Annotated in this window: 12 protein-coding genes; 6 read left to right on the top strand and 6 right to left on the bottom strand. The window is 53.9% G+C overall.

The genetic code is table 11. From position 1 onward, the window contains the following. Positions 1-70: 70 nt before the first annotated feature. Positions 71-1,267 (bottom strand): L-2-hydroxyglutarate oxidase, encoded by a 1,197-nt coding sequence (gene lhgO, locus K1Y77_RS03435; protein ID WP_264430351.1) that lies wholly within the window; start codon positions 1,265-1,267, stop codon positions 71-73. A 122-nt stretch (positions 1,268-1,389) separates the two neighbouring features. Here lhgO and csiR point away from each other — a divergent pair, with 122 nt between their 5' ends. The 5 genes from csiR to gabT all read left to right on the top strand — a co-directional run bounded on the left by csiR (position 1,390) and on the right by gabT (position 7,047). Beyond that, positions 1,390-2,079, top strand: a complete 690-nt coding sequence (gene csiR, locus K1Y77_RS03430) for a DNA-binding transcriptional regulator CsiR (RefSeq protein ID WP_030069635.1) — start codon at positions 1,390-1,392, stop codon at positions 2,077-2,079. Between the two features lie 85 nt (positions 2,080-2,164). Beyond that, positions 2,165-3,343 (top strand): acyl-CoA dehydrogenase, encoded by a 1,179-nt coding sequence (locus tag K1Y77_RS03425; protein ID WP_030069633.1) that lies wholly within the window; start codon positions 2,165-2,167, stop codon positions 3,341-3,343. A gap of 18 nt (positions 3,344-3,361) precedes the next feature. Continuing rightward, on the top strand, positions 3,362-4,576 hold the full coding sequence (locus K1Y77_RS03420) for a CaiB/BaiF CoA transferase family protein (RefSeq protein ID WP_264430349.1): 1,215 nt from the start codon (positions 3,362-3,364) through the stop codon (positions 4,574-4,576). A 227-nt stretch (positions 4,577-4,803) separates the two neighbouring features. Next, a complete protein-coding gene (locus K1Y77_RS03415; RefSeq protein WP_264430346.1) occupies positions 4,804-5,607 on the top strand; it encodes an EAL domain-containing protein in 804 nt (267 codons plus the stop codon). A gap of 165 nt (positions 5,608-5,772) precedes the next feature. Then, on the top strand, positions 5,773-7,047 hold the full coding sequence (gabT, locus tag K1Y77_RS03410) for a 4-aminobutyrate--2-oxoglutarate transaminase (protein ID WP_264430344.1): 1,275 nt from the start codon (positions 5,773-5,775) through the stop codon (positions 7,045-7,047). A gap of 130 nt (positions 7,048-7,177) precedes the next feature. On the opposite strand, the gene K1Y77_RS03405 is transcribed toward gabT, so the two are convergent. The 4 genes from K1Y77_RS03405 to K1Y77_RS03390 all read right to left on the bottom strand — a co-directional run bounded on the left by K1Y77_RS03405 (position 7,178) and on the right by K1Y77_RS03390 (position 10,983). Next, positions 7,178-7,426 carry a YkoF family thiamine/hydroxymethylpyrimidine-binding protein gene (locus tag K1Y77_RS03405; protein ID WP_038481590.1) on the bottom strand — a complete coding sequence of 83 codons (249 nt, stop codon included), beginning with the start codon at positions 7,424-7,426 and terminating at the stop codon, positions 7,178-7,180. Between the two features lie 18 nt (positions 7,427-7,444). Then, positions 7,445-8,266 carry an alpha/beta fold hydrolase gene (locus K1Y77_RS03400; protein ID WP_264018780.1) on the bottom strand — a complete coding sequence of 274 codons (822 nt, stop codon included), beginning with the start codon at positions 8,264-8,266 and terminating at the stop codon, positions 7,445-7,447. Between the two features lie 143 nt (positions 8,267-8,409). Then, positions 8,410-9,456: a DNA polymerase IV gene (dinB, locus tag K1Y77_RS03395; protein ID WP_264430341.1), complete on the bottom strand. Its 1,047-nt coding sequence runs from the start codon at positions 9,454-9,456 to the stop codon at positions 8,410-8,412. 63 nt (positions 9,457-9,519) lie between these two features. After that, positions 9,520-10,983 carry a protein adenylyltransferase SelO gene (locus K1Y77_RS03390; protein WP_264430340.1) on the bottom strand — a complete coding sequence of 488 codons (1,464 nt, stop codon included), beginning with the start codon at positions 10,981-10,983 and terminating at the stop codon, positions 9,520-9,522. A gap of 70 nt (positions 10,984-11,053) precedes the next feature. On the opposite strand from K1Y77_RS03390, the gene K1Y77_RS03385 reads away from it, so the two are divergent. Beyond that, complete coding sequence (locus tag K1Y77_RS03385) at positions 11,054-11,695, top strand: DNA-3-methyladenine glycosylase (RefSeq protein ID WP_264018782.1); 642 nt, start codon at positions 11,054-11,056, stop codon at positions 11,693-11,695. On the opposite strand, the gene K1Y77_RS03380 is transcribed toward K1Y77_RS03385, so the two are convergent. Beyond that, positions 11,692-12,531 (bottom strand): NAD-dependent protein deacetylase, encoded by an 840-nt coding sequence (locus K1Y77_RS03380; RefSeq protein ID WP_035536194.1) that lies wholly within the window; start codon positions 12,529-12,531, stop codon positions 11,692-11,694. The genes K1Y77_RS03385 and K1Y77_RS03380 overlap by 4 nt on opposite strands. Positions 12,532-12,572 lie beyond the last annotated feature (41 nt).

The following is a 12,572-nucleotide window of genomic DNA, read 5'->3' as shown; positions in this document are numbered from 1 at the left end:
AGTAGAAACGGTGCAAAGAAGTTAGCACGGCTTTAGCGTGAGATGCTAATACAACACTACTCATACAACACTACTCACTCAGCAGCCCTTTTACCTGTTCCACAATATGCGCTCCTATTGGTAACGCCGAGGTCGCCGCAGGAGAAGGCGCATTGCCTACGTTGACGGTGCGCCGCGTATTAACAAATAGAAAATCATCCACCAGTTTGCCATCATTCGACACCGCCTGAGCCCGCACCCCCGCAGGATAAGGTGTTAAGTCTTCTGCCGTTAGACTAGGGCAATACTTGCGCACTAAAGACAAATAACCGCGCTTGTAGAGCGAGTTTTTCATCTCAAGCAACCCAGGCTTTAGGTGCTTGCCTAACACTTTCAAGATGCCCGGATGGGTGAATATCTGACCCATGTCGGTCAGCGACATATCCTTTTTACGGTAGCCTTCGCGCTTCAACGCCAGCACCGCATTGGGGCCAACCGTCACCGTGCCATCAATCATGCGCGTCAGGTGTACGCCCAAAAACGGCATGGTAGGATCCGGAATGGGATAAATCAGATGATTAACAATTCGGTTATGGCGCTCTGGCAGCAAGTAATATTCGCCGCGAAACGGACAAATCGTAAAGCCAGGGTCTTGCCCCAGCATGCGGATCACCCGATCAGCCATCAGTCCTGAACAAGACACCAAGTAACGGCTGGTGAACGTGTCATTTTGCGTGGTCACCACAACATCGTTGGTACGCTCATCAAGACCAGTGACGCAGCTGCCATAATGAACTTCACCCCCTAAACGCTCGAATTCAGCGGCCATCGCTTGAGTAACCTCGGCATAATTGACGATGCCACTTGAAGGTACAAAAATACCCGCTACCCCAGAGATATTAGGCTCGCGCTCTTTTAGCGCATCAGCCTCTAGCCATTCTCGCTCCAAACCATTGGCAGCGGTTCGCTCCCATAGCGCTTCCATACGCTGTTTCTCAACGGCATTAGTAGCGACTAACAATTTGCCGCAGATATCGTATTTTACGTTGTGCTGATCGCAAAATTCACGGGTCGCGCGGTTGCCCTCAAGACAAAACTTAGCCTTCAGACTACCCGGTGTGTAATACACCCCGGCATGAATGACTCCACTATTGTGACCCGTTTGGTGCTGCGCGGGGCCAGACTCTTTTTCGAGCACCAGCATACGTTTCTCTGGATACGCTTTTTGCAGCTGCATAGCGGTCGAAAACCCCAAAATACCGCCACCAATAATGATGAAATCCCACATGAATGACGTTACCTGTGCCAAATTTTCAAAATTTATTGATAATAGCCGTTAATCGACGTTGATCGCCACGTCCCTACATTGGTCTAACATACTGACCCGGTACACTCGCCTAGGGAGATACCATGGAGCACGATGCGCCGCGCCCAAACCTCGCTATCAGCGCTTATGGTGCGCTAAAGCACGACATTATTCGCGGCCGCTATGCGCCGGAAGAGAAGCTATTGATGAGCCGTCTAAAGGAGTATTACGGCGTCAGCACCGGCCCACTCCGAGAAGCGCTTTCCCAACTAGTCGCCGACCGTTTGGTGATTGCGATTAGCCAGCGCGGCTATCGTGTTGCGCCGATGTCACTGGCTGAACTCAATGACATCTACGACGCCCGCGCACAGTTAGAGGGCCTGATTTTGCGCTTAGCCATCGAGCGCGGCGACGACGACTGGGAAGCTAACGTGTTGGCGACTGCTCACAGGCTTTCCAAAGTGACTGAAGTGAGCTCACCTGATGAGCTGCTTGATGGCTGGGACTCACGCCATAAAGCGTTTCATACCGCCATTGCCAGCGGTTGCAACTCGCCCCACCTACTACAAATGCGCGATACGCTGTTTAATCAGGTTGAGCGCTATCGCCACCTGTGGCTGCAGGAAACCGTGATGTCTCCCCAAGCGCTGGAAACCAAACGCCAAGAGCATGCTGCCCTAGTCGACGTCATCCTAGCCCGTGACACAGAGCAAGCAGCTAACCTGATGCGCGACCACTTAATGACCCCAGTGCCAATCATTACCCGCGTGCTAACAGCTCGAGGCATTCAATAAATTCGCCGTTTTAAAAAAATGTAGAAATTTTATAAGAACGACGATACATTGAACTCAATATGATAATGCCTGAGGAGTTCACGCCATGACACGCTTCAATTGGGATGACCCGCTACACCTTGAGCACCAGCTTACCGACGAAGAGCGCCAAATTCGCGATGCCGCCCACGACTACTGCCAGGAAAACCTGCAGCCACGTGTGCTGAGTGCTTTTCGCGAGGAGCGCTTTGACCGTCAGATTATGAATGAGATGGGCGAGCTTGGTTTGTTGGGTGCGACCGTCTCCCCAGAGTACGGCGGCGCAGGCGTTAACCATGTAGCCTACGGTTTGATTGCCCGCGAAGTAGAGCGCGTCGATTCTGGCTACCGTTCGGCTATGAGCGTGCAGTCATCGCTCGTGATGTACCCCATTGAAGCCTATGGCTCTGAAGAGCAGAAGCACAAATATTTGCCTAAGCTTGCCAGCGGTGAAATGGTCGGCTGCTTTGGTCTAACCGAACCAGACCATGGTTCAGACCCCGGCTCCATGATTACCCGGGCAGAAAAAGTTGACGGTGGCTATCGCTTAACCGGCGCTAAAATGTGGATTACCAACAGTCCGATTGCTGACATTGCAGTGGTGTGGGCGAAGTCCGCTGCCCACGACAACCAAATTAAAGGCTTTATTGTTGAGCGCGGCACCGACGGCTTCAGCACACCCAAAATTGAAGGCAAAGTGTCACTGCGCGCCTCTATTACCGGTGAAATCGTACTGGATAACGCCTTTATTCCTGACGAAAACTTATTGCCTAACGTTAGCGGCTTAAAAGGCCCCTTCGGCTGCTTGAATAAAGCCCGCTACGGGATTTCCTGGGGCGTATTAGGCACCGCCGAGTTCTGTTGGCATGCCGCTCGCCAATACACGCTAGACCGCAAACAGTTTGGCCGTCCGTTAGCCTCTAATCAGCTGATCCAGAAAAAGCTCGCGGATATGCAAACCGAGATCACCTTGGGCCTGCAAGCCGCCTTGCAGGTAGGCCGCCTGATGGACAGCGGCAACTGGGCGCCTGAAATGATCTCGCTGATTAAACGCAACAACTGCGGTAAAGCGTTGGATATCGCCCGCGTCGCACGGGATATGCACGGAGGTAACGGCGTTTCCGACGAGTATGGCGTTATTCGCCATATGGTGAACCTGGAATCAGTAAACACCTACGAAGGCACACATGATGTCCATGCCTTGATTCTTGGCCGCGCCCAAACCGGTATTCAAGCGTTTTTCTAACGGCAAACGAGGCACCCGATGAGCACAGCAACCAAACCACTTGCAGGCATTAAGGTACTCGACATTTCCCGCGTACTGGCTGGCCCGTGGTGCGGGCAGATGCTCGCGGACATGGGGGCCGACGTGATTAAGGTAGAGCGCCCTGTCAGCGGTGACGACACTCGCCACTGGGGGCCTCCATGGCTCTCTGGTAGCTCAGAGTCGGCGTACTACCTGTGCGCCAATCGAGGCAAGCGCTCGGTTACCGTGGATATGGCAACGGCCGAAGGGCAAGCGCTTATTAAACAGTTGGCCGCTCAGTCTGACGTGCTGCTGGAAAACTTTAAAGTCGGCGGCTTAAAACGCTACGGCCTTGATTACGCCAGCCTAAAGACGCTGAATCCGCGGCTTATTTACTGCTCGATCACCGGCTTTGGCCAGGAAAGCCCTTATGCGCACCGCGCCGGTTATGATTTCATGATTCAAGCCATGGGCGGCATTATGAGCCTAACCGGCAAACCTGACCATGAACCCGGTGGTGGCCCCGTGAAGAGCGGTGTGGCTTTTACCGATATATTCACTGGCTTATATGCCGCCAATGCAGTGCTAGCCGCGCTTTACCAGCGCCGCGATAGCAACGTTGGATGCCATATTGACATGGCGCTGATGGATGTGCAGGTAGGCGTACTGGCAAACCAAGCTCTCAATTACTTAACGTCCGGTCACGTGCCCGAGCGAATGGGCAATGCGCACCCCAATATTGTGCCTTATCAAGCGTTTGCCACCGCAGATGGTCACATGATCGTGGCCGTCGGCAACGACGAACAGTTTAAGCGTTTTTGCCACGTGATTGACCAGCCAAACCTACCGCTAGACGCGCGATTTGCCACCAATGGCGCGCGTGTAAAACACCGCGAGGAATTGCTTCCTGCTATCGCCGCCGCGTTAGCTACTCAGAAAACAGATACGTGGTTAACCGCTTTTGAAAATGTCGGGGTGCCCTGTGGCCCTATCAATACGCTAGATCGCGTCTTTGACGACCCCCATGTTAAAGCCCGCGGCCTAAAGCAAACGCTCCCTCACCACCAAGCAGGCCAGGTTGATTTGGTGGCAAACCCCATCCGCATCAATGGGGAATCGATCAGTGCTCAAACGGCCCCTCCTTCTCTGGGCGAACACACTCAGCAAGTGCTCGATGAGCTGGGCATTACCCGCGAACAGTGCCATGCCTTGCGTCAAGCAGGCATTATTTAACCTTATCCGATTGCACGCCAGACACGCATTAAAGCGCCCAACAGGGCGCTTTTGCTATTTACGCTAGCGTCGCTATAATTTCTATACAAAACCTATACGGAAAGTTCACAAGCGACTAAACTGTTTTCGTCTATAATTAGATAATTAAATAAAGTTTCAAATTAACCGACGACAGCTCAAAAGATCGGCAGGCTGATAATTAAGCGCACGGCGATAGGGGGAATTTCATGGGTCACTGCGCATGGGTAGAGGGTAGTTGTAAACGCTGCGAAGGAGACCTTCCTTTTGAGTTCACGATGGCTTTCCAGCCGATCGTCGACGTATCACTTGCGCGGGTTACGACCCATGAAGCGCTCGTACGGGGTATTAATGGCGAATCGGCTTGGAGCGTTATTTCTCAGGTAACCGATGATTTGATGTACCGCTTTGACCAAGCTTGCCGAGTAAAAGCGATTGAAATGGCAAGCGCACTAAATATGCAAACAGACTTATCAATCAATTTTTTACCCAATGCTGTTTACGAGCCGGAAGCCTGTATTCAAGCGACCCTCGAAGTTTCACAACGCGTTGGGTGGCCAATGGAACGCCTCGTTTTTGAAATCACCGAAACCGAGCGCGTACGTGATCGCCAACATCTACGCAACATTATCGAAGCGTACCGCGAAATGGGCTTTAAAACGGCCTTAGATGACTTTGGTAACGGCTATGCCAATCTTGATTTATTGACTGACCTAACGCCGGACAAGCTTAAAATTGACCGTGAACTGGTGATGAACTGTGACCATGACTCACGCCGCCAAGCGTTGCTTAACTCGATTTTTTTGTTAGCCAAAGAATTAAATATGACACTGATTGCTGAGGGAGTGGAAACCCATGCAGAAGCCCTGTGGTTAGCGCGGACAGGCATTGTTCGCCAGCAGGGATTTTTTTACGCAAAACCCGCCATTAATTGCTTGGGCCCAGACCTCACCTCTCGATTATTAGACTTAAGAGAAGAGGTGTGTGTAGGCTTAGAAACATCAATCTACTGAACACCAACCTTCTGTCTACTACCTACTGTCTTTTATTTACTACCCATAACACCCGTTTTATCGTCTATATAACGAATATGAAACAATGAAGACCGAACCTGTCATATGAACAGTGTCACTGCAGACTTTTTATAAGCAATATCCAACACCCAAAGGAGTTGAGCCATGAGCAATGCCGAGCTAAACGAACTAAAGCAGAAGTACGTTGCGGCGGGCGCTGCCAGCCCTGCTACCGCTTTTGCGGATCGTGCTGAAAATGCTGAGATCTGGGACGCCGACGGCAACCGCTTTATCGACTTCGCAGGTGGCATTGGCGTTTTGAACGTAGGGCATCGTCACCCGAAAGTCGTTGCTGCTGTGAAAGCCCAGCTGGATAAGGTCATGCACACCTGCCAGACCGTCATGCCTTATGAAGGTTATGTGAAGGTTGCTGAAAAACTTAGCCATATTGTACCGGTACGCGGCCACGCAAAAGTCATGCTAGCTAACTCCGGCGCAGAAGCGCTGGAAAATGCGGTTAAAATTGCCCGCGCGGCCACCGGCCGTTCTAACGTTATTTGTTTCGATGGTGGTTATCACGGACGTACGTTTTACACCATGGCCATGAACGGCAAAGTCGCACCGTATCAAACCGATTTCGGCCCGATGCCTGGCACGGTATTCCGCGCCCCTTACCCGGTGCCCTACCACGGTGTCAGCGAAGACGAAGCCATTCGTGGTCTAAAAATGACCCTAAAAACTGACGCCAATCCAAAAGATACCGCCGCTATTATTTTAGAGCCCGTGCTAGGCGAAGGCGGCTTCTATCCCGCGCCCAAGAGCTTTCTTGAGAAAATCCGCGCAATTTGCGATGAGCATGGCATGCTAATGATCATCGACGAAGTGCAGTCTGGCTTTGGCCGTACCGGTAAAATGTTCGCCATTGAGCACAGCGGCGTTGAACCGGACATGATGACCATGGCGAAGAGCATGGCTGACGGCATGCCCATTTCTGCGATTGTTGGCACCGACAAGGTCATGGACGCTTCAGGCCCCAATTCTCTGGGCGGCACCTATACCGGCAGCCCCACGGCCTGTGCCGCAGCGCTGGCCGTGATGGAAGTGTTCGAAGAGGAGAATATTCTTGAAAAAAGCCAAGCGCTGGGTGAAAAGCTAGCGGCGCGTTTTAACGAGTGGCAAACCAAGTTCGATTGCATTGACCATGTGCGCAACATGGGCGCTATGGCAGCATTCGAGCTAGTCTCAAATAAAACCGATCGCACGCCCAATGCTGAGCTTGCTGCCGCGCTGTGTAAAAAAGCCCGTGAGGAAGGTTTGATCTTGCTCTCTTGCGGCATGTACGGCAATACGATTCGCTTCTTAATGCCGGTCACGATTGAAGACAGCGTCCTAAACGAAGGGCTGGATATTATTGAATCCTGCCTGGAATCGCTGGTTTAAGGGGCTCTGATTCAAAAGGCCTATAACAGCTCGTAGCGGGGGTCTTTTGCCATGGATGGCAAAAGTAGCGCCCAGGGATGGGTTTACAGCGCCCCCGCCTAGAGCTGTTTCGGCCATGCCAGCTCTCTACTTACCGAGGGCGTCGATCGCCTTCGAGGAAATTAGCTGTAAAAACCGCTTTTCCATGAGTCTCAAACGACCATTTCATGACATCGCTTAACGCCGCCATCACCGCATCGAATTCCCCGAACACCTGGGTACTCATTCGATTAGGGTGTACTTCTAACCCGGTGGCTTCCAAACGTTTTACCACCTCTTTCACCACTGGCTTAAAATCATCGGCCAGCGGGTAATAGCTTAGCTGTACGGAAAGATACATCCTGCCTCCTTATTCGCTTTATGCGCGCTTACTGGCTCCCTGTGAAAAACGCTGCCACGCCGCTAATATGGCCGCCCGCGTTTCATCTGGATGCTCCATAGGGAACATATGGGTACCAGGAACCTCGCTGATAGCTAACCCACGACGCTGAAGCCGCTTAACCCGTGTGGGGGTGAGTAAGTGCGACTCTTGCCCTGCCACTAGCTGGATCGGCACACCAACTCGGCGTGGCAACCCAGAAAGGTGATCCGGCAGATGGCGAAAAATCTCCACCTCAATACGCGGGTCGAAGGTTAGCTCAGCACTACCATCGTCTAGCAAGCGCGTGCCTGCTTCAATGTAGTCGTTCAACGCCTCTGGGGTAAAGCGGCGAAATAATCCACGGCGGCGTAGCGAGTTAGCCATGGCTTCTCGGCTAGGCCACACGCTGCGCCGCCCCTGGGTTTTGCCAGCGGGCGTGATGCGGTCCATAAAACCGAATCGTTTCGCCGCTTTCATCACCCAGGCATCCGGCCCCAGCATCAACGGCGGGTCAAGCATAATCACACCACAAAAGCGTTCTGGCTGTTTATCTGCCGCCATCGCCATCAGCGTGCCGCCTAACGAGTGACCAACGCCCAATAGCGGCGCGTCTGTTTCAGGTAAATAGCTCAGCAGTTCATCAACTAAATTGCCCCAGTTATGGTTCACCGGGTAATCCGGGTGATGACCCAATCGATCCAGCGGATGAAGGTCAAACGACTCTGCCAGCGGTTCCAGCAGCGTGCGATAGCTTAAGCCAGGAAAGCCATTCGCATGGGCGAACACTAAACGAGGGCGTTGGGTGGCATGGGCAGACATGGTTCGCTCGCAGGGTAAGAAGACAGGAAAGCAGCGTGGCAACAGCATCCACGCTAACTGGCTAGCAAGTAGATAAACTATCATACGTCTGTTTTAACTCGCCTTTAAATGAGCGTCAATCGACATAAGTATTAACAGGCTAATTAAAACAGTGAGAGTTGCTGAACGGTAACTTCTTCTGCCAAGCGATAGCCCACGCCTAAGAGCCGAACCGGCCTCTCCCCTCGTAACCAGCCAATAGTTAACAGGGATTCGAACTGATCTAGGCTGGGCGCTGGGTCGGCGTGTTCCACGGTGGTTTGGGTAAAGTCGTTGAATTTCACCTTTACCATTAGCCCGCGCACGGCGGGCGCTGGGTCTAGTCTGGCATAGCGCTGCTCTAAGTCACTGAGCAGGTCAGGCAACTGCTGGCGACAGGCTTCCAGCGTCGGCAAGTCTTGGGAGTAGGTTTGCTCAGTGCTGATCGATTTTCGCTCGCGATGGGTTTTCACTGGCCGCTCGTCGCGCCCATGGCTTAGCTCGAACAGCCGATGCCCGAAGCGGCCAAACTGTTCGACCAGCTCGGTAAGCGAGCGAGCCCGCAAATCCGCGCAGGTTTGGATACCCAACCCCGCCAATTTTTCAGCGGTGCGCGGCCCTACCCCATGGATTTTCTTGACTGGCAGTTGCTGCACAAAGCTATCAATGTCGTTTGGTGTGATCACAAACAGGCCGTCCGGCTTGCGCCAGTCACTGGCAATTTTGGCAAGAAACTTATTGGGTGCGACACCTGCCGAGACGGTAATACCTATTTCGCTCTTCACCCGCTGACGAATCGCTTCGGCCATGCGGGTGGCGCTACCGTTGCAAAGAGTGACATTGGTCACGTCTAAAAAGGCTTCGTCTAGCGAGAGCGGTTCAATCAGTTCGGTCACATCGCGATAGATCGCAAACACTTGGCGCGCCACCGCTTTGTATTTGGCCATATCGCCACGGATCACGATCAAATGCGGGCAGCGTTTGAGCGCCTGGGCCATGGGCATGGCCGAGTGGATGCCAAATTCGCGGGCGGGGTAGTTACAGGTGGCGACAACCCCGCGCTGCTCAACGCTGCCACCTATCGCAATAGGCACGTCGTTAAGCGCTGGGTTGTCGCGCATCTCTACCGCTGCGTAGAAGCAGTCACAGTCGCAATGAATAATTTTGCGCACAGGTTGCCCTTGCCTCCGCCCTTACCTGTAAATAATCACAGTTTACCACAGGAAAAGCCGCGACTAGGTGCCACAAAACGTTCTTAGTACCTGCTCGTTTTCCGTTGCAGGGGCTGCAAGGCGGCGCGCTTCTGCGGATTCATCAAAGGGCTGGGTGACCACAGCAAGCAAGGTGTGAAACGGCGCAAAATTACCCTCGTAAGCTGCATCGATAACTTCCTGAACACGGTGGTTGCGGGGAATAACAACCGGATTAGCACGCCGCATGGCGTCTAAACGCTCACTGTCTTGGCTGGCAACCTGTGCGGCTTGCCACTGATCCAACCATGCCGCCAGTTCATTGGGCTGGGTGGTCAGCGCTAACAGTGCCTCTTTATGCAGCTCGCTTGAGGTGCTGGCGTAATGTGTCAGCGCATCAAAGGTGGCGGTCATATCCATTCGCCCCTGGTGCATCTGGCTCTTTAGCGCTTTCATCAGCGGATCTGCTTGATCGCTTTCTGGAGCAAGGCCGAGTTTATCTGCATGCAGGCGACACTGCTCGGCATCAAACAGTGGTCCAAAGCGACGAATGCTGTCGGTGGCCTGCTCTACCACGGTATCGCCCTCTTCGCGCATCAGCGGCAGTAACGTTTCTGCAAAGCGGGCTAGGTTCCATTGGGCAATCGCAGGCTGGTTGTCGAAGGCATAGCGCTTACCTTGATCAATCGAGCTGAAGACCTTTTGCGGGTCAAACTGCTCCATAAAGGCACAGGGGCCGTAATCGATGGTTTCTCCGGCAATGCTGCAGTTATCGGTATTCATCACACCATGAATAAAGCCAAGGCTCATCCAACGCGCCACCAGCGCCGCTTGGCGAGCAACGACTGCTTCTAACAAGGCTAAATAAGGATCGTCTGCACTGGCGGCTTCGGGGTAGTGGCGAGCAATCACATGGTCGGCCAACGCCTTCAGGGCAGCTTCATCTCTGCGCACCGCAGCGAATTGGAAGGTGCCTACACGAATATGGCTGCTGGCAACGCGGGTAAAGACCGCGCCAGGTTCAGGCAGTTGGCGCACCACTCGTTCGCCGGTCGAAACAGCGGCTAATGCACGGGTGGTAGGCACGCCCATTGCAGCCATAAATTCACTGACCAAATACTCACGTAATACCGGGCCTAACGGCGAACGACCATCACCACCGCGGGAAAAGGGCGTGCGGCCGCTGCCCTTGAGCTGAACATCGCGCCGTATGCCGTGCTGGTCGATGACTTCCCCTAATAACAGCGCGCGGCCATCCCCTAGTTGCGGCACAAAGTTACCAAACTGGTGCCCAGCGTAACCTAGCGCCCGCGGTTCTGCGCCTGGTGGCAATTGGTTGCCACTAAACCATTGGGCAAGGGTGGCATCATCGGGCTTAACTTCTATTCCTAGCGTTTCTGCCAACCGCTGATTAAATACAATCAGCGTCGGCTGGTTCACTGGCGTTGGCTGACAGGCCATCCACAGTGGCTCGGGAAGCGTGGCAAACTGGTGTTCAAATGACAGCACGGGCGACTCCGCTTTTAAAAGAAAGGACTAACGAATACCCTAGCAGCTTACTCAAGTAATTGGCGATATCATGGCGCATACTGACCCATTAATTGACGTTAATCGACTCGCTAACACAGCGGCGTTACCTCCTCTTCCGCGCGACTTTTATCACCGCGACACCCTCGCCGTCGCTCGGGATCTATTGGGTTGCCGACTGGTTCGTTACTACGAAGGTGAGCTGATGATCGCGAAGATTGTCGAAACAGAGGCCTATCGGGGGTCTGAAGATTCGGCCTGCCATGCGCATCGGCGCAAAACGCCGAGAACGGAGGCCATGTTTGGGCCACCAGGGCACGCCTACGTGTATCTGGTGTATGGCATGCACTGGCTGCTGAACGTTGTGACACAGCCAGAAGGCAACCCGTGCGCGGTGCTTATTCGTGCGGTGGAGCCAGTGTCAGGCGAAGCGGCCATGCGCGCGCTACGTGATGTAAAGGGCCGCAATCTCACCAATGGCCCCGGTAAGCTAACCCGCGCGCTGCGTATTGATAAAACGCTATATGGTCATGATATGACCCAGCCGAACGCGCTATGGATAACAGCGGGCACTCCTCCCGATGCCGTTGCCTCTGGCCCTCGCGTGGGTATCGATTATGCCCAGCCCACCGACCGCGATGCCCCTTGGCGGCTGTGGAGTGAGGGCAATCCCTGGGTCTCGAAAACGCGTTAGTCACGCTTCAAACACGCCACCGCGTGCTCTAGCACTGGCGTTAACGGAGCGCGCCACTGATGGGTTAAGAGCGCATCGGCGCGAGTAACGCCCAACGACAGCGAGGCAACTGGCAAGCCCATGGCGTGGGCATCACGGCAGTAGCGGTAACCGGAATACACCATCAACGAGGTGCCCACAGCCAATACAGCATCGGCGTTTTGCAGCCCTGCTTGAGCAGCCAAGCGCCGCGCTGGCGGCACCACATCGCCGTAATAAACGACCTGGGGCTTTAAGATGCCTTGGCAACGTGGGCAGTCCAGCACCTTAAACGTCGAAAAATCGGTTTCTAAATCTGCATCGCCGTCGGGGGCATGGCGGGCATCTAACGCTGCAAAACGGGGATTCATGTTAGCCATTTCGCTGTGCATAGCATGGCGCATAAGTTGGTAACCGCAGGTCATGCACGCCACCATGTCTGCTCGCCCGTGCAAATCAATCACCTTGCTAGAACCTGCCCGCTGATGCAGACGGTCCACGTTCTGTGTCACCAGCAGTTCCACGTAGCCCATGGTTTCAAGCGCCGCTAGTGCACGATGCGCACCGCTCACCTGGGCTTCACGCATGGCCTTAAAACCAATAAGCGCCCGCGCCCAATAGCGCTGGCGCACCGCCAGTGAGGCCATAAAATCGCCATGCTGTACCGGCGGCGGTCGCTTCCACTGCCCGTCCGCATCACGGTAATCAGGAATGCCGCTGTCGGTGCTGACTCCTGCGCCAGTAATCACCCACAGTTTAGGATGGCGCTCAATAAAACTCGCCAGCGCTTCCCCTGCCTGCGCGATGCTATTTGTCATTTCCACGGCCTGCGTCAATGGATCACCCTATGCAACACTGC

Origin of the sequence: Halomonas qaidamensis, from assembly GCF_025917315.1 — a bacterium.
GTDB classification, from domain to species: Bacteria; Pseudomonadota; Gammaproteobacteria; order Pseudomonadales; family Halomonadaceae; genus Vreelandella; species Vreelandella qaidamensis.
This window is presented reverse-complemented; position numbering and strand designations above follow the sequence as displayed.

Bases quoted from the DNA above. Each gene is read 5' to 3' on its own strand.
- gabT (WP_264430344.1), top strand. From the start codon at position 5,773: ATGAGCAATGCCGAGCTAAACGAACTAAAGCAGAAGTACGTTGCGGCG.
- K1Y77_RS03415 (WP_264430346.1), top strand. From the start codon at position 4,804: ATGGGTCACTGCGCATGGGTAGAGGGTAGTTGTAAACGCTGCGAAGGA.
- K1Y77_RS03420 (WP_264430349.1), top strand. From the start codon at position 3,362: ATGAGCACAGCAACCAAACCACTTGCAGGCATTAAGGTACTCGACATT.
- K1Y77_RS03400 (WP_264018780.1), bottom strand. From the start codon at position 8,266: ATGTCTGCCCATGCCACCCAACGCCCTCGTTTAGTGTTCGCCCATGCG.
- K1Y77_RS03385 (WP_264018782.1), top strand. From the start codon at position 11,054: ATGGCGCATACTGACCCATTAATTGACGTTAATCGACTCGCTAACACA.
- K1Y77_RS03425 (WP_030069633.1), top strand. From the start codon at position 2,165: ATGACACGCTTCAATTGGGATGACCCGCTACACCTTGAGCACCAGCTT.
- lhgO (WP_264430351.1), bottom strand. From the start codon at position 1,267: ATGTGGGATTTCATCATTATTGGTGGCGGTATTTTGGGGTTTTCGACC.
- K1Y77_RS03380 (WP_035536194.1), bottom strand. From the start codon at position 12,531: ATGACAAATAGCATCGCGCAGGCAGGGGAAGCGCTGGCGAGTTTTATT.
- csiR (WP_030069635.1), top strand. From the start codon at position 1,390: ATGGAGCACGATGCGCCGCGCCCAAACCTCGCTATCAGCGCTTATGGT.
- K1Y77_RS03405 (WP_038481590.1), bottom strand. From the start codon at position 7,426: ATGTATCTTTCCGTACAGCTAAGCTATTACCCGCTGGCCGATGATTTT.